The sequence below is a fragment of the Peribacillus sp. YIM B13472 genome (assembly GCF_042788005.1).
Classification (GTDB): domain Bacteria; phylum Bacillota; class Bacilli; order Bacillales; family DSM-1321; genus Peribacillus; species Peribacillus simplex_E.
On the sequence record NZ_JBHZPG010000016.1, the window covers coordinates 18,672 to 43,111 of the forward strand.

General features: G+C 40.8%; 26 protein-coding genes and 1 pseudogene. 5 read left to right on the plus strand and 22 right to left on the minus strand.

Features of this window, described 5'->3' with window-relative positions; all coding sequences use genetic code 11:
• Positions 1-3 precede the first annotated feature (3 nt).
• From ACFX4I_RS13855 to ACFX4I_RS13925, 15 genes and pseudogenes are all read right to left on the minus strand, one after another.
• A pseudogene (locus ACFX4I_RS13855) lies at positions 4-51 on the minus strand (carboxymuconolactone decarboxylase family protein); the annotation flags it as partial.
• Between the two features lie 64 nt (positions 52-115).
• Positions 116-865, minus strand: coding sequence for an ABC transporter permease (locus ACFX4I_RS13860; protein ID WP_230303813.1), 750 nt, complete (start codon positions 863-865; stop codon positions 116-118).
• Positions 866-1,627, minus strand: coding sequence for an ABC transporter ATP-binding protein (locus ACFX4I_RS13865; protein WP_377421289.1), 762 nt, complete (start codon positions 1,625-1,627; stop codon positions 866-868).
• 198 nt (positions 1,628-1,825) lie between these two features.
• Positions 1,826-2,179, minus strand: coding sequence for a DUF1048 domain-containing protein (locus tag ACFX4I_RS13870; RefSeq protein ID WP_377421291.1), 354 nt, complete (start codon positions 2,177-2,179; stop codon positions 1,826-1,828).
• A gap of 71 nt (positions 2,180-2,250) precedes the next feature.
• Positions 2,251-2,571, minus strand: a complete 321-nt coding sequence (locus tag ACFX4I_RS13875) for a PadR family transcriptional regulator (RefSeq protein ID WP_016131412.1) — start codon at positions 2,569-2,571, stop codon at positions 2,251-2,253.
• Between the two features lie 606 nt (positions 2,572-3,177).
• Complete coding sequence (locus ACFX4I_RS13880) at positions 3,178-4,146, minus strand: sugar phosphate isomerase/epimerase family protein (RefSeq protein ID WP_230303816.1); 969 nt, start codon at positions 4,144-4,146, stop codon at positions 3,178-3,180.
• Positions 4,147-4,167: 21 nt separating this feature from the next.
• Positions 4,168-5,208 carry a Gfo/Idh/MocA family protein gene (locus tag ACFX4I_RS13885; RefSeq protein WP_034305944.1) on the minus strand — a complete coding sequence of 347 codons (1,041 nt, stop codon included), beginning with the start codon at positions 5,206-5,208 and terminating at the stop codon, positions 4,168-4,170.
• 17 nt (positions 5,209-5,225) lie between these two features.
• Positions 5,226-6,248: a Gfo/Idh/MocA family protein gene (locus ACFX4I_RS13890; RefSeq protein WP_377421293.1), complete on the minus strand. Its 1,023-nt coding sequence runs from the start codon at positions 6,246-6,248 to the stop codon at positions 5,226-5,228.
• Between the two features lie 13 nt (positions 6,249-6,261).
• Positions 6,262-6,990, minus strand: a complete 729-nt coding sequence (locus tag ACFX4I_RS13895) for a ThuA domain-containing protein (protein WP_377421295.1) — start codon at positions 6,988-6,990, stop codon at positions 6,262-6,264.
• A 215-nt stretch (positions 6,991-7,205) separates the two neighbouring features.
• Positions 7,206-8,249: a LacI family DNA-binding transcriptional regulator gene (locus ACFX4I_RS13900; protein WP_230301320.1), complete on the minus strand. Its 1,044-nt coding sequence runs from the start codon at positions 8,247-8,249 to the stop codon at positions 7,206-7,208.
• Between the two features lie 57 nt (positions 8,250-8,306).
• Positions 8,307-9,125: a carbohydrate ABC transporter permease gene (locus ACFX4I_RS13905; RefSeq protein WP_076370711.1), complete on the minus strand. Its 819-nt coding sequence runs from the start codon at positions 9,123-9,125 to the stop codon at positions 8,307-8,309.
• Complete coding sequence (locus ACFX4I_RS13910) at positions 9,125-9,985, minus strand: carbohydrate ABC transporter permease (protein ID WP_076370709.1); 861 nt, start codon at positions 9,983-9,985, stop codon at positions 9,125-9,127. The genes ACFX4I_RS13905 and ACFX4I_RS13910 overlap by 1 nt, the downstream gene beginning before the upstream one ends.
• A 166-nt stretch (positions 9,986-10,151) precedes the next feature.
• Positions 10,152-11,441: an ABC transporter substrate-binding protein gene (locus ACFX4I_RS13915; protein ID WP_230301264.1), complete on the minus strand. Its 1,290-nt coding sequence runs from the start codon at positions 11,439-11,441 to the stop codon at positions 10,152-10,154.
• A gap of 359 nt (positions 11,442-11,800) precedes the next feature.
• A complete protein-coding gene (locus ACFX4I_RS13920) occupies positions 11,801-11,986 on the minus strand; it encodes a hypothetical protein (protein ID WP_063235290.1) in 186 nt (61 codons plus the stop codon).
• A gap of 165 nt (positions 11,987-12,151) precedes the next feature.
• On the minus strand, positions 12,152-12,991 hold the full coding sequence (locus ACFX4I_RS13925) for a YitT family protein (RefSeq protein ID WP_192207686.1): 840 nt from the start codon (positions 12,989-12,991) through the stop codon (positions 12,152-12,154).
• 473 nt (positions 12,992-13,464) lie between these two features.
• Between ACFX4I_RS13925 and bioF the strand changes: the two genes are divergently transcribed.
• Genes bioF through bioC form a run of 3 tightly spaced genes read left to right on the plus strand, consistent with a single transcriptional unit; the run spans position 13,465 to position 16,263 of the window.
• Positions 13,465-14,664 (plus strand): 8-amino-7-oxononanoate synthase, encoded by a 1,200-nt coding sequence (bioF, locus tag ACFX4I_RS13930; protein ID WP_377421298.1) that lies wholly within the window; start codon positions 13,465-13,467, stop codon positions 14,662-14,664.
• Positions 14,661-15,410 (plus strand): alpha/beta hydrolase, encoded by a 750-nt coding sequence (locus tag ACFX4I_RS13935; RefSeq protein ID WP_377421300.1) that lies wholly within the window; start codon positions 14,661-14,663, stop codon positions 15,408-15,410. The genes bioF and ACFX4I_RS13935 overlap by 4 nt, the downstream gene beginning before the upstream one ends.
• Positions 15,400-16,263, plus strand: coding sequence for a malonyl-ACP O-methyltransferase BioC (gene bioC / locus ACFX4I_RS13940; RefSeq protein WP_377421302.1), 864 nt, complete (start codon positions 15,400-15,402; stop codon positions 16,261-16,263). Before ACFX4I_RS13935 ends, bioC begins: the two co-directional genes overlap by 11 nt.
• A gap of 114 nt (positions 16,264-16,377) precedes the next feature.
• Here the strand turns inward: bioC and ACFX4I_RS13945 are convergent, their stop codons facing one another.
• From ACFX4I_RS13945 to ACFX4I_RS13960, 4 genes are all read right to left on the minus strand, one after another.
• Positions 16,378-17,055: an ABC transporter ATP-binding protein gene (locus ACFX4I_RS13945; RefSeq protein WP_377421304.1), complete on the minus strand. Its 678-nt coding sequence runs from the start codon at positions 17,053-17,055 to the stop codon at positions 16,378-16,380.
• The gene (locus tag ACFX4I_RS13950; protein WP_377421306.1) at positions 17,052-18,158 is read right to left on the minus strand and encodes an ABC transporter permease; all 1,107 of its coding nucleotides are present in this window, start codon (positions 18,156-18,158) and stop codon (positions 17,052-17,054) included. Before ACFX4I_RS13950 ends, ACFX4I_RS13945 begins: the two co-directional genes overlap by 4 nt.
• 99 nt (positions 18,159-18,257) lie before the next feature.
• Positions 18,258-19,637, minus strand: coding sequence for a sensor histidine kinase (locus tag ACFX4I_RS13955; RefSeq protein WP_377421308.1), 1,380 nt, complete (start codon positions 19,635-19,637; stop codon positions 18,258-18,260).
• Complete coding sequence (locus ACFX4I_RS13960; RefSeq protein WP_377421310.1) at positions 19,634-20,311, minus strand: response regulator transcription factor; 678 nt, start codon at positions 20,309-20,311, stop codon at positions 19,634-19,636. The genes ACFX4I_RS13955 and ACFX4I_RS13960 overlap by 4 nt, the downstream gene beginning before the upstream one ends.
• 329 nt (positions 20,312-20,640) lie before the next feature.
• Between ACFX4I_RS13960 and ACFX4I_RS13965 the strand changes: the two genes are divergently transcribed.
• On the plus strand, positions 20,641-21,618 hold the full coding sequence (locus ACFX4I_RS13965; RefSeq protein WP_377421312.1) for a bile acid:sodium symporter family protein: 978 nt from the start codon (positions 20,641-20,643) through the stop codon (positions 21,616-21,618).
• A gap of 250 nt (positions 21,619-21,868) precedes the next feature.
• Positions 21,869-23,125: a DUF445 domain-containing protein gene (locus ACFX4I_RS13970; protein ID WP_377421314.1), complete on the plus strand. Its 1,257-nt coding sequence runs from the start codon at positions 21,869-21,871 to the stop codon at positions 23,123-23,125.
• 134 nt (positions 23,126-23,259) lie between these two features.
• Here ACFX4I_RS13970 and ACFX4I_RS13975 read toward each other — a convergent pair whose 3' ends face one another.
• From ACFX4I_RS13975 to ACFX4I_RS13985, 3 genes are read right to left on the minus strand one after another with little or no spacing between them, the layout of a single operon-like run.
• Positions 23,260-23,640, minus strand: coding sequence for a hypothetical protein (locus tag ACFX4I_RS13975; protein ID WP_377421316.1), 381 nt, complete (start codon positions 23,638-23,640; stop codon positions 23,260-23,262).
• A 24-nt stretch (positions 23,641-23,664) separates the two neighbouring features.
• Positions 23,665-23,946, minus strand: a complete 282-nt coding sequence (locus tag ACFX4I_RS13980; RefSeq protein ID WP_377421318.1) for a hypothetical protein — start codon at positions 23,944-23,946, stop codon at positions 23,665-23,667.
• A gap of 52 nt (positions 23,947-23,998) precedes the next feature.
• The gene (locus tag ACFX4I_RS13985) at positions 23,999-24,433 is read right to left on the minus strand and encodes a hypothetical protein (protein ID WP_230301277.1); all 435 of its coding nucleotides are present in this window, start codon (positions 24,431-24,433) and stop codon (positions 23,999-24,001) included.
• Positions 24,434-24,440 lie beyond the last annotated feature (7 nt).

Sequence of the window (24,440 nt, forward strand, 5' to 3'; positions counted from 1 at the left end):
GGTTTCCATGATTTCATCGATGGTTGCCCCGGCATTTAAGCAGCCTTCCATGTGATAGCAAATGCATTCATCGTATCGGCTGACTATTGATATGGACAATCCCGTAATGGTGAACTTATCCTAACTGGCGTTTAAATGCTTTACTGGCGAAGAAGTAAGCGATGACCATGATGCCGACGCACCAGGCAAGTGCGATCCAAATATCGCTGCCAACAGACCCTTCATACAAGAGGGCACGAATCGCATTCACGATTGAAGTCACGGGCTGGTTCTCAGCGAACGCACGGACAATTTTAGGCATGGTTTCGGTGGGGACAAAGGCCGAACTGATAAACGGCAGGAAAATCAGTGGGTACGAGTAGGCTGTCGCCCCTTCCATAGACCCCGCTGTCAATCCGGGAATGACCGCCAGCCATGTCAGCGCTAGCGTAAACAGCCCGAGTATCCCAGCTACCGCGAGCCAATCCAGGATATCAGCGTTGGAACGGAAGCCCATCAAGAGCGCGACAAGGATAACCACCGCGACAGTAAGCGCATTGGAAACAAGGGAGGTCAACACGTGAGCCCACAATACCGACGAGCGCTTGATGGGCATGGTAATAAAACGCGCCATCAGACCGCTCTTTACATCCGTAAACAGCCGCACGGAAGTGTAAGCGACGCCGGAAGCGATAGCCATCAGTAAAATTCCCGGCAATAAATAGTTTACGTAATTGTCCGTGCCTGTCTCTATGGCGCCGCCAAATACGTAGACAAACAGCAGCAGCATCATAATCGGCGTAATCGCCACCGTGATAATTGTATCCGGGCTGCGCATGATGTTGCGCATTAAACGCCCTAGTAATACCCCTGTTTTGCTATTCATTTACATCTCCTCCTTTTTGCCGATGATCGCGAGGAAAATTTCCTCCAATGTCGGCTGCTTCTCGATGTACTCCACTTTCGCTGGCGGGAACATCTCCTTGAGTTCGGTAAGGGTCCCGGTCGAGATGATCTTTCCGCCATGCAGGATGGCGATACGGTCCGCCAGTTGTTCGGCTTCCTCCAAGTACTGGGTCGTCAGCAAGATTGTCGTGCCGCCGCCAGCAAGCTCCTTGACGGTATCCCAGACTTCAATCCGCGCTTCGGGGTCAAGCCCTGTCGTCGGTTCGTCGAGAAAAATGACTGCTGGCGTCCCGATCAGGCTCATGGCGATGTCAAGCCGGCGCTTCATCCCGCCAGAATATTTATCCGCCCGGCGGTTGGCCGCATCGGTCAGGCTGAATCTCGCAAGCAGATTGTCGGCGACTTGAGCGGGATTGGAAACTCCCCGCAACTTAGCGATCATCATCAGGTTTTCCCGCCCGGTGAGCATGCCGTCTAAAGCTGCAAACTGCCCTGTCAGGCTGATGCTCTGGCGAACATGATCCGGTTGACGCTGGACATCAAAGCCGCAAATACCTACTTCGCCGCCATCGGCCTTCATCAGAGTCGAGAGGATATTGACCGTCGTTGTCTTGCCCGCTCCATTTGAGCCCAGCAGTGCGAAAATTTCGCCACGCCGTACCTCAAAATCCACCCCCTTTAAGACTTCATTGTTTTTAAAGGATTTTTTTAACCCTTTTACAGAAATCGCTGCATTGCTCATACTTTTTTCCTCCTTTTAATAGCGCGGCAAGGCCGTTTGTAAGATCCGTAATTATCCGGTCGAGCTCCTAGCGGAACTAGATTGCCTATTCTCCTCTATTTAGTATGACTGATAATCTGTATTACTTATTACCGAGTAAAAATATAACTGAATAGCGAAGGTGGCAATTCACATTTGTAACCAGCTATTCAGTCGGAATTATCTATTGAATTTATTTTTTCTCAATCGCTTCATGATACTTTCATTCAAATCTTCACGATACTTGGCGAAATAGGTTTTAGCATTTGCCACTAGTTCGTCGGCAAAGGACGCCACGTCGTCCCCAGTGATTTCCAGCACTTGTCTGCCTTCCGCCGCACCGGCTTCGAACAAATCGATTAATTCATACTGCATGTGCAGCATATCCATCCCGTTTCCCGCTGAGAAATTCCACATGTAGTTTTGAATTTTCTTAAATACAAACTGGTAGTCCTCTGGCAGGGCTTCGACCCGTGCCATCATCATTTTATACTCTTTTTTATCACCAATCATTTTTTTGAACAATTCCATCATGTTATTTTTCCTCCTTTTTTATAAAGCTGAACAAGACACTCCAAAAATATCGTACGGAATATCTTATGAAGCTAGATTGACTTTAAGACGTTGATTTTTGATGATACAAAATCCCATTTTTTCCAAAACAATTCAAGTTCCTGGCGGCCAGCCTCATTAAGTGAGTAAAACTTGCGGGGCGGCCCCATATCTGACGGTTTCTTCTCTATATTCACCAGTTTTTTCTTTTCTAATCGCACGAGGATGGTGTAGACCGTCCCTTCGACGACTTCAGTAAACCCAAGCTCGTTCAGGCGGCGGGTAATCTCGTAGCCATAGGTTTCATGGCGGCTGATGATTTCCAGCACGCAGCCTTCCAGCGAACCTTTCAGCATTTCAGTTAAATTTTCCATGTTCAGAGCCTCCTCTATTTTGTGACTTATAACTTAGTTCTGAGGGGAATTTTTACTGAATAGCTTTTGGGTAATGTAATCACGCTATTTAGTATTACTTATTACAACTAAACTGTAACACCGAGTAGCAGAAGTGTCAACTTTTTTTCTTAATAATATTTTTGCAACTTCACTATTCAGTGCTGTTGGTATCCAGTGTTACTTACTATAAGGTATGCTGTAACACGTAGTAGGTGACTATCAACTTGAAATTTTTTTAAAATCAGCTATCTCCATTGGATACAGCTGATTTCTTTTATGGAGCTTTTACTTTCTCCTATACTTCTTTCACAATGACTACACGTATGTTAAGAAAGGCGAAAGATTTCGGTATATTGACAGTGAAGAACAGTTTAAAACGTAAGGGGGAAAGGGTCATAATATGTTTGTCTTCAACACAATTAATGTAAAAAAAAGAATTTTGATTTATTATTAATTCCACTTTACTCGTGAATTATGCTGTTTTACTGGTGAATTCTGCCGATTTACTCGTGAATTCCACTTTTTCACGAGTAAGGAACAAAATAAAAAGCAACCTGCATTAGGCTGCTCGTTATGGGCTACAAATTATACCCACCATAAATCAGTTGGGCTTTCGTTGATGAGTACAGTTTTCAGATTCGTAACAGCCCGTTGGAATCCTTCTTCGACTGACATCAGCGGATCTTCATGTTCGATGCTGACGACGTAATCGTAACCGTATGTGCGAAGGGCGCTCATGATGTCGGACCACTCTTGCAGGCTGTGGCCGCATCCAACAGAGCGGAAGTTCCAGGCACGGCTCTGGATATTTCCATATGGCTGCATGTCGGTTAATCCATACATATTGATGTTATCCTGATCCAAGTATGTGTCTTTTGCGTGGAAGTGGTAGATTGCTCCCGCTTTCCCTAGAATTTTGATGGCCCCGACTGGTTCGATGCCCTGCCACCAAAGATGGCTTGGATCAAGGTTGGCGCCAATTGCATCAGATGTAGCTTCCCGCAGTTTTAACAAGGTGTAGGGTGTGTGGACGAGAAAGCCCCCATGCAGTTCAAGTCCGATTTTTATATTGTGCTCATCGGCAATGGCGGCTGCTTTTTTCCAATAGGGTATCAATTTTTCTTCCCATTGCCATTTCAGCACATCTGTATACTCATTCGGCCATGGGGCGACAGGCCAGTTTGGGTATTTAGCTCCTTCGTGATCACCGGCTGTACCAGAAAAGGTATTGACGACAGGGACGTTCAGTAAGGATGCAAGCTTGATTGTTTTAATCAGTGTTTCATCACTTTCTTTAGCGAATGCTTCATCTGGAGAGATTGGATTGCCGTGGCAGCTGAATGCACTGATCGTTAATCCTCTTGTATGAACGGCTTCGAGGTATTTTTGGCGTTTTTCTTCACTTTCCAGCAGTTCATCGAGCGGACAGTGGATATTGCCTGGATACCCGCCTGTACCGATTTCAACTGTTTTTAATCCGGAATCCGCGACATAATCAAGCATATCCTCAAATGGTTTTTGAGCAAATAGCACTGTAAAAATCCCTAATTTCACAAGCCCCACCTCACCTTTTCATTAATTTATGCTCATGACCTTCCCACTTGCCGAGCTTTGATAAATGGCTTCGATTATTTTCGAAACTTTCATGGCTTCCGATGGTTTTACCAATGGTTCTGCCAACCCCAGGCAGCTATTAATAAAGTTCTCTGCCTGCTGCAGGTCTGGTGTATCCTCCCCTGGCATCCATACTGCCTCACTATTTAAAAGCATGCCGTGCTTAGCCTGATTCAAGACCAGCGGGAACACATCAAGTCCGCCCTGCGTTCCGGATAAACTTAAAACAGTTGCTTCTTCACGTATATTCGCGGCCCAAGATGTTTCGAATAATAGAGATGCTCCGTTGGCAAATTTGATATATGCCGTGGCATGGTCATCCACTTCAAATACAGAGGCATCGAAATTCCCCCACAAATTGACTTGATCGACACCCTTACTGACATAATTATATGTCGAACCTACGATTTCAATCGGTTCTGGGTCATCCATCAGCCATAAAGCCAAATCAAGCAAATGACAGCCGTAATCGATAACGCTTCCCCCGCCTTGCAATTCCTTGCTTGTAAACACTCCCCAGCCAGGGACCTTTCGACGTCTGATTGCCTGTACACGCGCTACATATGGTTCACCGATTTCACCGGCCTGAATCATTTTCTTTGCAGCCTGGGCTTCCTTCATGAAGCGATAATGATAAGCGGTCGATAAAACTTTACCCGATATGTTTGCAGCCTCGGTTATTGCTAAACATTCCTCAGTTGTAATGGCCATTGGCTTTTCGCATAACACATGTACACCCGCTTGCAGAGCAGCAATGGAAATCTCCGCATGGAACTTGTTTGGCGTTGCAATCGTAACAGCATCCACTTCGGCAAACATTTCTTCATAATTGGTGAAAACCTTCTCGATATGAAATTCACGCGCCACTTCTCGTGCCTTCATTTCATCTATATCCTGAATGGCGTATAAAACCACTTTATCTTGAAATTTTTGAAAAGCTGGGATATGCCTTTTTTGGGCAATTCCGCCAGCACCGATAATACCCATTTTTAATTTGTACATAATGACTTTTAACCCCTTTATAAGCGGATGATTTTTCGGGATGCATTTGATTCCATCGCGCCAAGAATGACTTTTAATGATTTTAATCCTTCAACTCCTGAGACAAGTGGCTCCTCATTGTCCATCACACATTTTACAAAGTGGCTGATCACTTCGGAATCATGCTGTCCTTCTGAGTCATTAGTCTGGATGCTTCCTAATTGGACGGTTTCTGTCTTTCCATTATCATGATGGATGATCAGTGAGTATTTCGGATCGTCTTCAAGGCGCACTACCGCTTTTTCCGCATAAATGACCGTAGCATTGTCTTCTTTTGTATAAGACCAGCTGGCGGTAAGTGTTCCGATGATACCGCTCTCCGTCCGGAGGATACAGGCCGCACTGTCATCAACGTCTGTATTTTTCTTGGAAGTCGTTTCCACAAAAGCTCCCACTTCAACAAATTCTTCTCCAAGGATATACCGTAATAAATCAGCTTTATGAACGCCTAAATCGCCCATTGCACCAATGACTGCCTGATCCTTTTTAAAAAACCAGCTTTCCAGTCCGTCCACGCTCCAAGTTTCCGGCCCGGAATGTCCAAAAGCCGTCCGGAAGCTATAGACCTTCCCTACCTCCCCGCTCTCAATAAGCTGCTTCGCTTTTTGATGAGAGGGAACAAAACGCTGATTATGACCAATCATTAGTATTTTGCCGCTTTTCGCTGCTGCTGCATTCATTTTTTCAGCGTCTACTAAAGAAGTAGCCATTGGTTTCTCACAAAGGACATGCTTACCAGCTTCCAAGGCCGCAACTGTGATGCGTGCATGCAGGTAATTCGGGGTACATACACTGATCGCTTCAATCTCCTCATTCTTCAAAAGTTCTATATAATCAGTATATGCTTGTGCGCCATACCTTTGTGCTGCTGCATTCGCCCGGTCCGGTACAATATCACAAACGGCAATGATCTCCGTTTCCTGATGTGCATCATACTCCGGAAAATGCCTGTTTTTTGCAATACTCCCGCATCCAATGACTCCTACCTTCACTTTGCCCATTTTGTTCTCTCCTTCACTTCAGCTCTTTGCCTGAGATGGATTCCAACGGTTCGGCTTTCCCGTAGTTCGTTACGATTCCAAATTCCGGCTTGACCCAATTAACGGCATTCTTAATCACTCGTTGAATCTCGGGATTATGGTAGGTAGGATATGTTTCATGACCTGGACGGAAATAGAAAATCCTCCCTTTTCCCCGCTGATACGTGCAACCGCTTCTGAATATCTCCCCGCCTTCAAACCAACTGACGAATATCAATTGATCTGGTGCAGGAATATCAAAATGTTCCCCGTACATCTCTTCCTTCTCAAGCTCTATATATTCTCCGATTCCATCAACGATAGGATGACTGGGATCGACAACCCAGAGCCTTTCCCTTTCATCCGCCACCCGCCATTTCAAATCGCAAGTCGTGCCCATTAATCGTTTGAAGATCTTTGAAAAATGACCGGAATGGAGGATTATGAGACCCATTCCTTCGAGTACTCGCTTGTGAACCCTTGCAATGATTTCATCCTGAACTTCATCATGTGCAACATGCCCCCACCAAAGAAGTACATCGGTTTGTTTCAGTGCTTCTTCGGTTAATCCATGCTCTTCTTCATCGAGAGTGGCGGTTCCCACCTCGACCTGCCCACTTTGTAAAAAGCCGGCAATTGCACCATGGATACCATCCGGATATACTTTTGCTACTTCAGGCTTTGTTTTCTCGTGGCGAAACTCATTCCATACCAGGACTCTCATGAACAACCTCCTCCATTCAAGATTCATTTCACGGTAACTTGCTTGCATGTTTAACTATTACCTCTTTATTCATAACGCAAACGTTTGCGTTAGAGAAGATCAAATTATAAGAACATACTTTATCCCTTCAAAGTATGAATTTTCAAAAATAATAGTGATAATCTATATTGTAAATTTATGTTAGCAAAAATCAAGCTTTAATTGATAAAACATTTCTACATTTTTCTTTTAATTTCCTTTTTGGCAACAAAATGCGACTCCCGCTTTATGATTTTGGTAGGAATGCTGATACTCTTTTCCATCATTTCCGGATTTGCAATTAGATCGAATACGCATTTTGCCGCCTCATACCCTAACTGATACGTATGGATATCAACCGTTGTCAGCGGCGTACTTAAAAATTCTATGAATTCTGAGTGGTTAAAACAGACGACGCTTATTTGCTGTGGCACTTTCAAGTTCTTTTCAGCCAACACTCCAAGCAAGAGAACACCCAATAAAAGATCCATAACCAAAAAAGCGGTTGGTGCCTCTTTCAATTCCAGCAATTCGTCAATCGCCTTTATTCCATCCGTTCTATTTAAAGGAATCAATTTGATATATTCCTGTCGCACCTCCAACCCAGCCTGTTCCATCGCTTGTTGAAAGCCTGTCAAGCGGTCCTGGATCACCTCAAACTCGGGACTGCCCCCTAAAAAGGCAATTCGCTCATGTCCAAGACTGATTACAAACTCGGATACTTCCCTGGCCGCTTGAACATTATCGTTATCAATGAATGTGATACCGCTCATGTTCGTGCTTGGCTTCCCGATCAAAACGAACGGGAAGCCCTGCTTTAATAAATACGGCACCACTTTATCGTCCTTTTTAGAGTACAAAACAATCATGCCATCCACTCTTCTGCCCTGAACCATCTTCACGACATCCTCAAAGATGGTATCTTCCGTCTCGCCGGTTGTCAGAGAAAGACTGTACCCTTCTTTATTACAGAAATCCCCGATGCCCCTAATCACTTCTGGAAAAAAGGGATTATAAAGTGATTCCCTTGCTGAACTTTTCATGACGATCCCAATGGCCTTAGTTGACTTCGTGACTAAGTTCCGGGCATTTTCATTCATATGATAGCCCATTTCCTTTAATACCTTGCGTACTTTACGCTTTGTCTTTTCACTGATTGTCGGGCTGTTATGGATTACACGCGATACCGTTGATGGAGCGACATTCGCTTTTTTGGCAACGTCTTTTATAGTAACAGACAAATTCATCAACACTCCCCGTTCACCGCACATGGTTTAATATTCCCTATATTTAAATAGTTATTTAACGGCTCCATCTGCAATTCCTTTGATAATTTGCCTCTGAGCAAAAAAGTACGCAATGATGACTGGAATGATGGATAAAGTAAGTCCAGCCAAGGCAAGATGCCATTGCTTCGTATATTGACCGAAAAAGAAGAATAATTTAAGCGGAATGGTCTCCGATCCCGCTCCGCCAATAACAAGGGATGGCAGCAAATAGTCATTCCATATCCAAATGACATTTAAGATACCAACTGTAATCGACATCGGTTTTAATAATGGAAATATGATATACCAAAATACCTGAAACCGGTTAGCACCATCAATCTTTGCTGCCTCATCAAGTGAGATGGGAATCCCTTTTAGGGTACCATGATATAAGAATATGGAAAGACTGCAGCCAAAACCTAAATACATGAAAATCAGTCCGGCCTTGTTCAACATCCCAAGCTGCCCGAATTGGGCAACGAGCGGTATCATCACAGATTGAAACGGAATTAGCATGGCTGCTACAAACACGAAGAAAAGCAGGGAACTTATTTTACTTTTGTTTCGGGAAAGAGCGTATGCTGCCATCGCAGAAAAAATGATGATGATGACTACACTGACGCCAGATATCAATAAAGAATTGAATAAAGTCCGGAGGAAATCCAATTGTTCGAAAGCTTGAGTGAAGTTTTCGAATGTCCAGGTTTCAGGCAGTCCCAGTGTATCTGCAAATATATCCCGTTTCATTTTAAAGGCATTTACAAGCATTAAATAAAACGGAGTGAGCCATAATATGGCCAAAATGAATCCGATGAATCCAATTAGCCACAATTTCCATTTTCCCCTCATTACAGCTCAACCTCCCGTTTTTTATTGAAATAGACTTGTGTCAGCGAAACGACCGCCACGATCACGAAAAAGATAACGGCTTTTGCCTGTGCATATGCCATATCGTTTTCGGTGAAGGCCGATTTTACAATGTTCATCGCAACCATTTCAGTTGAATTATAGGGAGCTCCATTCGTCAAAGAAAGATTTTGATCATAGATCTTGAACGAGTGGGAAAGCGTCAAAAACAAACTGACGGTAAAAGCAGGTGCCACTAGTGGAAAAGTTATATGGCGAAAACGTTGGAAGCTGTTAGCTCCATCAATTTTTGCCGCTTCGATCAAGTCTTCAGGAACAGCCTGCAGATAGGCAATATAGATGATCATGATATATCCGGCCATTTGCCATGATGTTAAAATGATCAATCCCCAAAAACCTGTGTCAGTCGTTGATAACCATCCATTAAATGCTTCGATCCCAGTCAAATCACCAATCGCACCGAAGACCTTAATAAAAATGAACTGCCAAATAAAGCCGAGAATCAAGCCGCCAATTAAATTGGGCATAAAGAAAACTGTCCGCAGTATGTTGCTTGATTTAATTTTCGAAGTCACGATGAGTGCCAAACTTAATCCGATGATATTGATTACCACAATTGCCGCTACGGAAAATTTAATGGTGAACCAAAATGTATCAAGGAACCCTTTATCCGTAAACAAGTCCATATAATTCTTAAGACCGATGAAATCCGGCGTCCCTAAACCGTTCCAATTCGTAAAGGAATAATAAAAACCGTAGATGAGTGGCACGATCACAACCAAAATGAGTGCAGCAAGAACAGGTGTCAAAAACAGCCAATATGCGGCATCCCGATTTCTCAACGAAACCGACCTCCTTGAAATGATTTAATAGTTAATGGTTTTAGATCATGACTGGGTTATTTGTGAATCCCTTGTCGAGGCAATTTTCCTAAGCGAATTTTCTATAACAAGGAACAACCAATCGGCTCACTTTTCATGCCGATCGGTCACTTGCATTTCCCAATACTTATTTGCTATGAATCTTCTCCCAATTTTCAATGTTCTGTTGGACAAGTTCCTCCCAAGTCAATTTACCGGTTACGTATTTTTGGACACTTGCCCCAAGATCATCATTCCAACCAACCGGATATCCATTAAACACCCAGCCAATCGTGTTTCCTTCTTGGGAGTATTTATAAATTTCTTTTGAAATTGGATCGGCAATTTTTTCTACATCATATCCTTCATATGCAGGAATGAATTTAAAGTCTTCCAAAACGGCTTTTTTCCCTTCCTCGGATGTATACAACCAGTCGAGGAACTTCTTCGCTGCTTCTTGTACCTTTTCATCCGATTTCTTGTTCACTGCCCAATAGTTCGGTACGCCGACCGGCATGCCTGCAGAGTCTCCATTTGGAATCGGGATGATGCCAATTCCCTTTTCAGCTAACTCAGGGTCCATATCATACACTGTGTTATACACCCAGTTGCCTTGCTGAATGATCGCAACCTTTTCAAGTGAGAACAGCTCTTCCACTTGTTGAGAGTAATCGAGGCTTGCTGTCGGCTGGACGGAATATTCGTTTTGGATATCGACCAATTGTTTAAACTTGTCACCATCCGTAAATTTAACCGTTGGAGCCTTGCTTGCCTCTAAAACATTCCCATCAAACTCCGGTGCTAAGAAAACATTGGATAAATGGTTTCCTGTCACCCACTTCTCTTTGACCGGATAAGCGAAAACTGCATCGATTTTCAATTTGTCCTTTTGTGAATCCATTTTCTTAACTGCCGCCTCTAAGGCTTCATAACTTGTAATTTCATCAGGATTAATTCCGGCTTCTTTAAATATCCGTTTGTTATAAATCAGGCCGTATCCTTCCTGGTTAAATGGAAGTCCAAGGACTTGCCCGTCCTCTTCCACGCCATCCAAAGTGCCATCAAGTGCTGCAGCAGCAGCCTTCGTATCCTTTAAATCTGTTAATCTATCTTTATATTGTTCGACATCTACCGGCCCGCCAATGTTAAAGACCGCCGGCTCCTCACCTGAAGCGAACTTTGCCGTAATGGCTGATTTATAATCATTTCCGCCGCCAACTGTCGATACCTTGATCTTTACATCTGGATTCTCTTTTTCATATTGTTTTGCCAATGCCTCGAATTGCGACTTGAATTCTACCTTGAATTGAAATATATCCAGCGTCACGACATCCTTTGAGTCGCTGTTTCCACCAGTTGAAGAAGAGCATCCAGCCAAAATTACACTAAAAATTAATAAAACAGTAAGAATTCCCCCGTACCATTTTTTACGCTTCATGCTACCGACTCTCCCTTTTTCATAAGATTCATGCAATTTTAAGAAAACGTTTGCATAAAATAGTAAAATAAAAGCCTTTCATTCTATAAAAATCATAATCTATCGTACTTCTTTTACATCACCTCCTCACAAACCTCTTTGCAAACGTTTACATTTATGGGCTTTATATTACCACCAAATCCCATACTTTACAATAAAATTGTAGTATATTGTAAAAAAAGGATGTTAAGAACTCTCTTAACCTAATTATATGATTCAGAAACCTTTGATTATTCCTTTATCCAATTATTTATTGTACGGGCCATTTTCATTCGTGGCATTACCTACGAAAAAAGGGAAACCCGTCGGTCCCCCTCTTTTCACTTCAATATCATCTTTACATTGGATGAACCGTATTCATCCTTCAATTCATAATATTTATCGCTTGCTTGTCCAAATTCTTTAAACACACCGCTAATGATCAATTCATTCGTTTCCTTATCAACGACACTGTACTTGATATTGCTTTTCCCGAACTTTCTGTCATCCACTTTTAAAAGGATCATCTTGGACACCTCCACATTTAATGGCTGCACTCCTCAGGGTGTGTGGTTTCTTACTTACATAATATAACAAAATATTATGAATTTACAGATTTTTCTCAACGCAAAATAAAAAAGCCTACTAGGCCTTTTCATTCGCATATACCCTATCCGCCTCCACAAATCGCATCAGGACTTCGAGATATCCAGGAATCCTTCACCAAATACGTCCCTAACATCATGTATGGCTATAAAAGCATTGCTATCCGTCGACTGCACTATTCTCTTTAACTTTAGTACCTCTTGCTTACTTATAACGATATATAAAATATCCTTGGATGCTTTTGTATAGTATCCATGACCGCTAAAAACAGTGACCCCCCGGTCCATCAATTCGGTTACTTGTTTTGCAATCTGGTCCGCTTCATTTGAAATGATGGTAATCGCTTTTTTCGGGTTCAATCCCTCAATGATGAATTCCATCGTTTTTGTTCCAATATAAAGCATAAGGATAGTGAGCATCAGGCCTTCTGCACCAATGATGAAATAAGATGAGAACGCAACGATTAAATCGAAAAACAGAAGTCCATAGCTTAAGCTCCATCCCAAATACTTATTCGTAATTCGGGCCAGGATCGTCGTACCGGCAGTAGTGCCTCCAACACGAATGATCATGCCAATTCCTGCACCGGCAAAAACCCCGCCAAATATCGCATTGATGACCAATTCATCTGAAGATATCGTCCAACTTTCGGTTAAATGCAGGAAAAGTGAATTAAATGCAACGGCTATGATTGTATATACCGTTGTCATTTTCGACAAATATTTATAACCGACGATGAGCAGGAAAGCGTTAATGATCAAACTTAACAGCCCTGGTGACCATTCAAAAAGATAAAATAAAATGATGGTTATCCCCGTGACGCCTCCCTCACCAAGTTCATTGGGAATGACGAAAAGATTTATTGCCAAGGCAAAAATAAAAGCTCCTATTAATATAAAGAAAACATCTAAAGAAATCTTTTTCATATTTATTACCCTTCCTTTATGTAATGGTTAATGTGAATTCGATAATTTCACTGCTCTATAGTAACATGGAATTCCATTTAATCCTTCAAAGATTTGAAGGTTTAACAAAAAGACTATCTTGGAAGTTAGATTATCTTCAATGAACGGGCTTAATACATACAAAGGCACTAATTTTCACTAAGCTCTTTTATACATTAGCTTAACAAAGCCGCTGCCCAATCAAACATCATTAGCCTCCTTCTCCTTAAACTTATTTTAATGTTAGTTTCATGTTCCTCGACATGGTTCAAATAACCAATCAGCACGCTTTTGATAAGTGTCTTTTTTCGACCTTTGATTTCTCCCAGATTAATGGATTATAAATTTATTATCAGTCCCTTTTCAAAGCTTGACAGTTTCATTGAGTCATGATTAGAATACTTTATATGTTAACCTATATTTATTTTAGTTAACATATAAAAAGGAGAATGGGCATGCACAGTGAAAAACAATTACCTTGTTGGGAAGAAAAAATAAAGAAAGAACTGGCTTATTTAGAAGAGATATCGCAAAAACGCGAACTCGTATCGACGGCATTCGCCGACCAGACATGGCTTATGATCAATGGGTGCAGGATGCTAAATCTAGCTTCTAATAACTATTTAGGATATGCAGGGGATGAGCGGCTGAAAAAGGCTATGGTGGATGCAGTACATACATATGGTGCAGGAGCAACGGCTTCACGTTTAATTATTGGCAATCATCCCCTTTACGATCAAGCGGAACAAGCTCTTGTCGATTGGAAGAAAGCCGAAGCAGGACTCATTATCAACAGTGGATATAACGCGAACCTTGGAATAATATCCACCCTGCTGTCCCGAAACGATATTATTTATAGCGATAAATTGAATCATGCAAGCATTGTCGATGGAGCTCTTTTAAGCCGTGCAAAGCATATACGCTATCGTCATAATGATTTAGATCATTTAGAGGCATTTTTGAAAAAAGCACCAATTGAAGCACGTAAATTAATCGTGACGGATACAGTCTTCAGCATGGACGGTGACTTTGCTTATCTCGAAGACCTCGTTCGGTTAAAGGAACGTTATAACGCAATGTTAATGACAGATGAAGCACACGGAAGCGGCATCTACGGTAAAAACGGTGAAGGTTATGCCGGTCATCTCCAACTTCAAAATAAAATAGATATCCAAATGGGGACATTCAGTAAAGCGCTCGGTTCCTTCGGTGCCTATGTCGTCGGGAAAAAATGGCTAATCGACTATTTAAAAAATCGCATGCGCGGATTCATTTATTCAACTGCACTTCCCCCGGCCATTCTCGGTGCCATAAAAACAGCGATTGAACTTGTACAGCAAGAACCAGAACGCCGCTCATTGCTCCAAACACATTCAGAACACTTTAGAGAAGAACTCACATATTACGGGTTTAATATTTGCGGTAGTCGATCACAAATTGTTCCTATCGTCATCGGGGAAAACGAAAAAGCGATGGAATTTTCCGCACGTTTGCAGAAAGAAGGAATTGCAGCTATTGCTGTCAGGCCGCCGACCGTTCCTGAAAACGAGGCGAGAATCCGGTTTACTGTAACAGCTCTCCACGATAAAAAAGATATTGATTGGGCAGTTAAAAAGATTTCAATCATTGGAAAAGAAATGGGTGTTATTGAATGAAACAGCCGAATTTAATCATGCTTCCTGGATGGGGAATGGAAAAAGGTGCGTTTGAACCGTTAATCAAACCGCTGTCAGATGTATTTCACCTCTCATTTATAGAATGGAAAGATATGAAAACACTAAATGACTTTGAAGAACGAGTCATAGAAACAATCGCTTCCATCGATGGTCCTGTTTATTTACTGAGCTGGTCATTGGGATCACTAGTATCACTTAAACTTTCAAGTTCGTATCGAAAAAAAATAAAAGGTTTTATCCTGTTTGGCGCAACAAGTCGTTTTACCACAGGAGAAGATTATTCATTTGGCTGGGATCCGCGAATGGTCCAGCGCATGAAGAAACAACTGCAGCACAATAAAGAGAAGACTTTGATTTCTTTCTATGAAGCAATGTTTTCCGAAGCTGAAAAAGAAGAAGGTTTTTATCATCAATTCATCACGACAATTCAACGAGAGTTTCATGGTGATGATGCGTTTTCGCTTGTTATTGGTTTGGATTATCTAATTCAGAAAGATGCTAGAGCAGGGCTCGACCGGATTGAAGCCCCCTTTATATTGATTCATGGGAGGGAAGACAAAATTTGTCCACTCGAAGCATCATCTTTCATTAAAGAAAACCTGGGTGGGAAAGCCGAGCTTCATATTATCGAAGGCGCTGGCCATATTCCATTTTTCACAAAACCAGAGGAATGTATTGGGCATATAAAAACATTTATTCAAAAGGAGTACATTCATGATAGATAAACGATTGTTAAGTAGGCGGTTCAGTGAACACGCGAAAACATATGATGCGTATGCCAATGTTCAAAAAAACATGGCAAAACAATTAGTGGATTTGCTTCCTGAAAAAAGCATCAATCATAGAATCAATATTCTTGAAATTGGCTGCGGCACGGGTTACTTAACGAGGTTACTCCTCAAAACATTCCCTAATGCGGCTATTACGGCTGTTGATTTGGCACCTGGAATGGTCGAAGTGGCGAAAGGAATGACAGATGAAGAACGTGTTACATTTTTATGTACGGATATCGAAGAAATGGAGCTTAATGAAAATTACGACTTGATTATTTCCAATGCAACGTTTCAATGGCTGAATGATCTTCCTGCAACACTTGAAAAACTGTTTACACGATTAACGGCTGAAGGGAGCCTCATATTTTCAACGTTCGGAATCGATACCTTTCAAGAGCTTCATATGTCATATGAACAGGCGAAGGACAAGCTTCAGCTTGTCATTGATAGTTCACCAGGTCAAATGTTTTATTCTCTAGAAGAATTATCCCAAGTTTGTGAAGAAACAATCCCTTTTTCATCAGCAGTTCCAATCGAGATAACAAAAATGGAAAAGTTTGAACTGGAGTACTTTCAGACAGTACGTGAATTCTTCACTTCAATTAAAAAGATTGGTGCGGCTAACAGCAACAAAGAAAACTACTGCCAGCGCCCTTCCTTTTTTCGAGAGTTAATCAACATATACGACAAAGAATATCGAAATGAATCAGGTGTGAAAGCAACCTATCACTGTTTGTTCTTTAAGATAAAAAAATATGATCAATCCGAAGATAACTCTGGGATACAAGCAAAATATTATACATAATTGCAGGCCCGATTGACCAGGCTCCAATTCTAGCAATTTCTGCCGCCTCTCCTAATTCCTTTGGAAAGGCGGCGACCATTTAATGATCAACTCATGATAGTGTGTTTTATAACTTCATCCAAAAACCTTGCCATCCGTAATATTGACCACTCGATCACATAAATCTAACATTCTTTCATCGTGCGTTACCATGATGGCCGCTTTATTTCTTGATTTCACTTCATGTGCAAGCATTTCAACAACATCCCTGCCTCTTTTGGAATCAAGACTTGCGGTTGGTTCATCCGCTAAAATGATTTCTGGATCATTCATCAGCGAACGGGCGATGGCTACACGCTGTCGCTCTCCGCCCGACAGTGCTTCTGGCAGGTGATCTGCCCGATGTCCAAGTCCAAGTTGGCTAAGCAATTCGTCCGCTTTTTTCACAGTTTTTTTATCTCGCTTGCCAATCAGTTCAGAAAGTAGCAGAAGCTGATCTCGTACGGTGAGATATGGCACAAGATTCGACGATTGGAATACAAATCCGATCTTTTCAAGGCGAACCCTAGTCAATTCCTTTGGTGATAGTGTTGTTATATCTTCATCATTCAGCAGCAAGCGACCTTCGCTCGGAGATAGTAACGCTCCCGCTATTGAAAGAAAAGTACTTTTTCCTGAGCCTGAAGGACCCACGATGGCGACGAATTCCCCTGCTCTTACATTCAGGGTAATATTATCAAGGGCTATCACCATATTATCGCCTTCCCCATAAATCTTACTGACGTTTTCAAATAATAGTTTATCCCTCATCATGATACCCTCCCTATTGCTTCGATCGCATCTATCTTCGCTACTCGGTATAGTGATAGCAGCGAACCCAATACGGATACAACCAAAAGTAACACGGAATATTTAATGACCAAATCGGTACTCAATACGAATGGCATTCCCTCTGGCATGATTAAAGTGACGACATATGTCAGTGCAACACTGATGGCTATGCATGTCACGGCAAGCAGCATTACTTGACCAACAATACTTTTTGCCAGGTAACCCGTATTGGCCCCGAGTGCTTTAAGGACTCCAAATTGATTCGTCTTCTGCAAGGTAATAACATAAAAGAATACAGCCAAAACGAATGCTGCAATGACAAACAAAAAGGCAATCATCATCGTCAATGTACCCTGTTCCTCTTTGAACCCTGGTATACTCTGAAGTGATTCTTCTTTCGAAATAAGTGTTACGCCTTCAGGCAATGATTCACGTACATTCTCTTCTAACTTCGAATCCATTTGCACGGCTATTGCGCTGATTGAGTCCTTTCCTTTATTTTTCAATCCAGGATTAATCTCCTGCCACCCCTTAACATTCATGAAAACTACCGGTGAGTGGCTATAAGACTGCTTTTCAGTAAATCCAACAATGGTGAAAACCTTACCTGATAGGTCATCTTTAAGTGAATCACCCAATTTATAACCCACTTCTTTTAAAGAACGATCTGCAACGACTTCACCTTGTTTCTTATTGTCATAGCTCGTTCCTTCAATGACCTTCGGTGCTAGTATCCCACTGGCATCGGTCGCAAAAATGGTGACATCCGTTTTCTCCGATGACCCGGTTTTATTCAATGTTATCATCATTTGCCCCAGACCTTCGGCTGCTTTCACATCCGATGAAGCCCGGATTTCATCTAGCTTTTCCATGGATATGATGGATCGATTCAATTTATTTTTAGAGTCATGCTCCATAACGAAATAGTCGGCTTTCATGTTTTGTATGGATGAAGCATTATCTGAAGAAAGTCCATTAGCTAATCCTGAAATGATAAAAACAAGCAAAGCGACCAATATCATGATCAGTCCAATCATCAGATAACGTAACTTTGAATGCTTAAGTTCACGTATTGCCAAAAACATCATTTCATCTCCCTTTTCTTTTGTTTACCAATCGAGTCCTGCTTCAATCGGTATGACTCGATTGTAAACAATCAATATGAATGGAAGATGAACAACTGATTACATAAGGGGCAGCCGTATATAAAAAGTGGTCCCTTTACCGAGTTCGCTTTGAACTTTGATGGTTCCCCCATGAAGTTCAACCGTCTTCTTCGTAATCGAAAGTCCTAATCCGCTGCCTGTTTCACTCCTGTTCCTCACTTTGTCGACTTTATAAAACCGATCAAAGATATAAGCGAGGTCTTCTTTTGGAATTCCCATGCCCGTATCCGCGATCATCACTTCAACAGCACTGCCTATTTTTTTAATCCGAATATTGATCGAACTGCCGCTTTCTGAGTATTTAATGCTATTGGCTATCAAATTCGTCCATACTTGATTCAAAAGTTTCTCATCAGCAGAAATGACGGTTGATGGCAAATCCATTTCGATCACCATATCTTTTTCCCGCCAATTCCATTCCAGCATGAACAACACTTGCCGTATTTGCTGCGCTAAATCAAAATTTGACCGTTGCAGCGGATCTTCTTCTTTATCCAACGAAGCAATCATGAGCAGCTGTTTGCTTAACGACGACATGCGCCTGCTTTCTTTTTCAATGATGGACAAGTACTGATTTCTTTGTTCTTTTGTTAATTCCTCCGATTGGAGGGTTTGAGAAAAACCTTGGATGGATGCAAGCGGAGATTGAATTTCATGGGATACATTTGATACGAACTCCTGCCTCATATCATCTAACTTCTGTATGCTTTGAGTCATTTTCGAGAAATGCTGGGCCAAGTCCCCTATTTCATCGCTTCGGGTGACATTCAATTCACTACTATAATCCCCATCGGCGATTCTTTTTGTAGCTTCCGTTAATTTCGTAATCGGCTTCACGATGAAACGCGTGTTAATGATCACAAATAAAAAACTGAGAAGGAGCGTCAGTACGAGCAAAACCGCAAGGAAAAAGCGAAATTCACCAAACTGCAGCTCTATATTGGGCCTTACAAACAATGCATATTTTTCACCATTCACCTTTAACGGGACCCCAATGCTATTAATTAATACATCTTCAAAAAAACCGGTAATAAATAACCCATTATTATAATTGGCGATCCCTTGATAGGTATTCCCATTCAAAACTCCGGAAATCGTGTCGCGGTCCAAACTCGTATCCCGAAACGGCTCGCCATATAAAGTTCCTTCACCCTGTTCATTAAATAGATACATTTGATAGTGCAATCCTGCAATATGATTTAAATACGCATCAATATCCTGATCAGGATTCTCCTCATATAAGGAGACGATCTCACTTGCGACTTTGCTTATCTTCTCACCATTGTTGGGTTTTTGAACCTGATGATAATAAACATTGGAAATTAAAAAAGCGATGACACTGGCAAGCACCATGATCAAAATGGTTTGAATAACTATCCTGAAATAAAGTGTTTTCACTTCTTGTTGACCTCCAGTTTATAACCTAAGCCACGGACAGTCGTTATGACAAAATCATCGGTCCGCCCGGCAAAACGTTCCCTCAACCGTTTAATATGGACATCAACCGTCCGATCATCCCCTGCAAAATCAGCACCCCATACCAATTCTATAAGCTGCTCACGTGTAAAGACCCGATCAGGAAAGCTCCCCAGCTGAGCCAGCAGCTCGAACTCCTTAAGCGGCAGGAGCAGCGTATTCCCCATTATTCGAACCTCATAACTTTTACGGTCAATGACCGTTTGATTCAATGAGATGGATTCTGAATTCACCATACGGTACCTTCGCAATAGTGCTTTTATCCGGAATAGAAGTTCCCGTGGCTCAAATGGCTTCACGAGGTAATCATCCGTACCCGCAAAATACCCCTTTTCCTTATCTATAAGTTGATCTTTAGCTGTCAATAAAATGACCGGCAGATCGTATTGATCCCGGATTTCCTTACAAAGATCCAGTCCGTTTTTAAACGGCATCATAATATCGACAACCGCCAGATGGATTCGTTCCTTCGCCAGTATCAAGGAAGCTTCATTCCCGTCCTTCGCTTCCGATACCATGTACCCTTCCTTTTCCAAGTGAAATTTAAGCAACTCCCGAATATGCCGATCATCATCCGCAATTAATATATGTATCAAAGAAACCACATCTCCACTTCTTTTATAGCCCTGGCTAAACATACAATAGCAATAATTAAACCTGTAAAACAACAAATACTAATTCAATTTCCGGTTCCTTATAAACTAGTTTGCCACTAATATACAGAGCACCCTCTTATTTTTTATTAAAAGATAAAGTAAAAAAGCGAACAGAATCTCTAAAAACCCCCCTGTCCGCTTTTTTCCTATAGTACATCGTCATACTCACACTAGTTCAGCCGGATTGAAATTTTTATTGCTTAAAAGGGTTTTAAATATTCTGAATATAAATTATAATTGTTTTATTTTAAAACATCTAGGAGGTCACTATGGGAGTAGTAGAGAAAATCAGCGGATTTGCTGGTAAAACGTTTACCTTATGGGTCATTTTATTTGCAGTTATTGCGTATATCTTACCTAATCATTTTATATGGATTGGAGCCTATATTGTTCCATTATTAGGAATTGTCATGTTTGGCATGGGACTTACATTATCAGCAGCGGATTTTAAAGAAGTATTCCGACGGCCGAAAGAAGTGGCACTAGGAGTAGCAGGACATTTTATCATAATGCCCTTATTGGCATTTGTATTAGCAATAGGGTTCGATTTGCCCAAAGAAGTCGCTGTTGGTGTTATTTTGGTAGGATGTTGCCCTAGTGGAACGGCTTCAAATGTCATGGTGTTTCTTGCGAGAGGAAATGTTGCGCTTGCAGTTGCCATTGCTTCTGTTTCCACTATTCTAGCGCCTATCGTAACGCCCCTGCTTATTCTGCTCTTGGCAAGTAAATGGGTCAACATCAGTATTGGGTCATTATTCATTTCGATCATTCAAGTGGTGATTATCCCACTGATACTAGGATTTCTTGTTAAAAAGTTTTTCGGCAAACAGGCAGAGGCCGGTGCAAAGGCTTTACCTCTAGTATCTGTCATTTCCATCGTTCTGATCGTATCTGCCGTAGTAGCTGGCAGCCAAGCTCAGCTGGCTAAAACAGGTTTGCTGATTTTTGCAGTAGTCGTTCTTCATAATGTTCTTGGCTTTTTGCTCGGCTTTTTCTTTGCTCGTTTATGCGGAATGGATTTAGCTAAACAGAAAGCAGTTGCAATGGAGGTTGGTATGCAGAACTCTGGTTTAGGTGTAGCCATAGCAACAGCCCACTTCTCGCCTTTGGCCGCTGTTCCTAGTGCCATCTTCAGCGTTTGGCATAATATATCAGGCTCCGTTCTGGCCTTTATTTTCAGTCGCATGAAAGATAAAAAAAATATAGGCACCGATAAAAATAATTCGATAAAAACAGACGCATCATAATAAGTTGGAGATGAACCAATAAAAAAAAGCCGATTGAATAGATCGGTTTTTTTTTGTGAATTAACCATCAGAATATTGAACATTCAAGGGAAAATGACAATATCCAAAGCCCAAAAATAATGAACTTACTGCCTTGTTGTGGTTATTTTTTTGTACTACCTGCTATACTACTAGATGAAAGTAAGTTATAAAATTTGCTAATGATTCGGGTTATAGTAATTGACTATCATTTTAAGGATGAGGGAATATAATGTCACCAAAAATAAAATCTTCAAGAAAAATAGCTAGATATTCACTAATTATCATGGGGGCGGGTTATATTGCAACCACTCCATTTCAAGGTTCATTGCCGCTAGATTTATTACATGGAGGGTTTGAGGCTGGTTTAGTCGGCGGATTGGCAGATTGGTTTGCAGTCACTGCATTATTCCGCCATCCGCTTGGAATACCAATCCCCCATACAGCCCTTTTGCCCAACAATCGTAAAAGAATGACAAATGCACTTGTTTCGATGCTAAAAAACGACTGGCTTTCTAAGGAAAGCATTCAGGACAAAGTAAAACATATTCCTTTTACTGAAAAATTGATCCCTATTTTAGGAAAAGAGATTCAAAGTGATACTTTTAGAAAAGTCCTGATTAAACTTATCAAGCAAATGATTGGTTATATAGATATAGAAAAGATTACACCTTTCGTTGCAAAAAAAATTAAAACATCACTTTCTAACATAGACATGAGCAAGATTCTACATTTAGTAAGTTCACAGTTACTTAACGAAGAGTTTGATAAGAAGGCTTTGGATCATGTTTTGAAAAAAGCTGAAGATTGGTTAGGAAAAAAAGAAACCAGTCACCGACTTGGCACTGTTTCCATGGATGTACTCAGTAAGATTGAACTGGAAGGTATGCTTCAGTTTGCCGTTAAATCGATTCAAAGTCTACTTAACGAAGAGAAACTTGGGAATATCATACAAAATCTTTTATTAAGTGTCGTAAATAATTTACAAAACGAGAAAGAACCGAATAGAGAGGCTTTAATCTTATATATCAGGAAAGAGATACAAGGCATTAACCATAACCGGGAACTGTTAGAAGGAGTTGAAAAATGGAAAAAACAACTTCTGACAAAATGGGAGCCTGAGGCGACAATAAAGGGAAGTCTACAACAAATTCAACAAGAAGCATTGGATTTCGTCGAAGATGAACATTTCAGGGATACTTATCTGACTCCAATGATTCATCACGTACTGGACAACATAAAAGAAAATAGCACGCACATCGATAATTGGATACAGAAACAAATTACTGTTCTCATTGAAAATAATCATACGCAGATCGGCAATCTTGTACAAGAAAATTTAGATAAGCTAGACAACGAAACGCTGATTGATATGATGGAAAATGGTGTAGGAAAAGATTTACAATGGATTCGTGTGAACGGAGCGGTTTGTGGTTTTATAATCGGGCTTATCCTAACAGGTGCACAGGCTCTGCTTAGGCTATTATAATTCAGGCACCTTCGGGCGATTTGGTAACGGCAGTATACTGTCGTTACCAAATCAACTAGGGCTGATTCGTTGCCTTTAGATTGACACCCCTCATAAAAAAGGCCCTTAACCTTAAGGGCTTTTTAACGAGGAAATTAATCTAATGTATAGGGTTTCCTCTCCTCGATTATCTCCACTTCATCCCATTCCACTGATTTTGAGTACATATATTTATCTGTTCGTTCAAACCCCATCTTTTTAGCAAGTTCAGTGTTTGTTGTATCCAACAATACTTTTCCAGTCCTTCTTTCTTCAGATGCTGGAAACACCTCTCCCTTATATACTGCCTTTGAATTTATCTTAAATAAATCTACCTCTTCTACAGAAACATTTTTTATATAGATATTTTCATCTAAATGTTTGAAACCTTGAGATAGATCAGCATGTTTATTACTTATTAACCTTATAGACTTATCTTCCAGACTAAAACTATACTCGCTACCATTATGTATTGCATACTTTCCTTTTCTTATCATAGGTTCCTCCATTTTCAAACTTTATCAAGTATTCAATAATTTTTCTTCATGTAATTTTTCAGCTTTATGTAATTCTTCTAATAATGGATTTTGATAGTCACTATAACTATCCATATATGCCCTTATGCCACCAATTATATTTAATTCTCTTATATCTTTATTATTCTCCAATGCTTTCAATGCATTCTTATATCTTATATATATAAGTTGTAAAACGCCGCTAGTAATTTCTTTATAATAATCATTTTCAAGATTATTTATTACAACTTTTATTTGATCGATTAACTGCTTTTTCTTACAATCCATTTTAACCTCCAATATAGTGCAATAAAATAAATCGCATTTCAAACGAGAAAATTTAATCTATTGAATAGGGCTTCCTCTTCTCGATTATCTCCACTTCATCCCATTCCACAGATTTGGAGTACATATATTTATCTGTACGTTCAAAACCCATCTGTTTAGCAAGTTCAGTGTTTGTTGTAACCAACAATACTTTACCAGTTGTTCTTTCTTCTGATGCTGGAAACAGTTCTCCCTTATATACAGCATAGGGATTAATAGAATATAATTCTTTAACTTCATTTACGCGTACTATTTTCGTGTAAATATTATTTTTATAATAAGTAAAGCCATTGCCCATATCTTTTTTATCATTGGTTATTAATTCAATAGCTCCCACTGTATCCGATTCTATGAATCTATACTCTTTCCCATTATAGATCGTATACTCACCTTTTCTAATCATTTTTCCACTCACTCCATTATTTAATTCTCCATCACCTAAATTCAAACTGCTT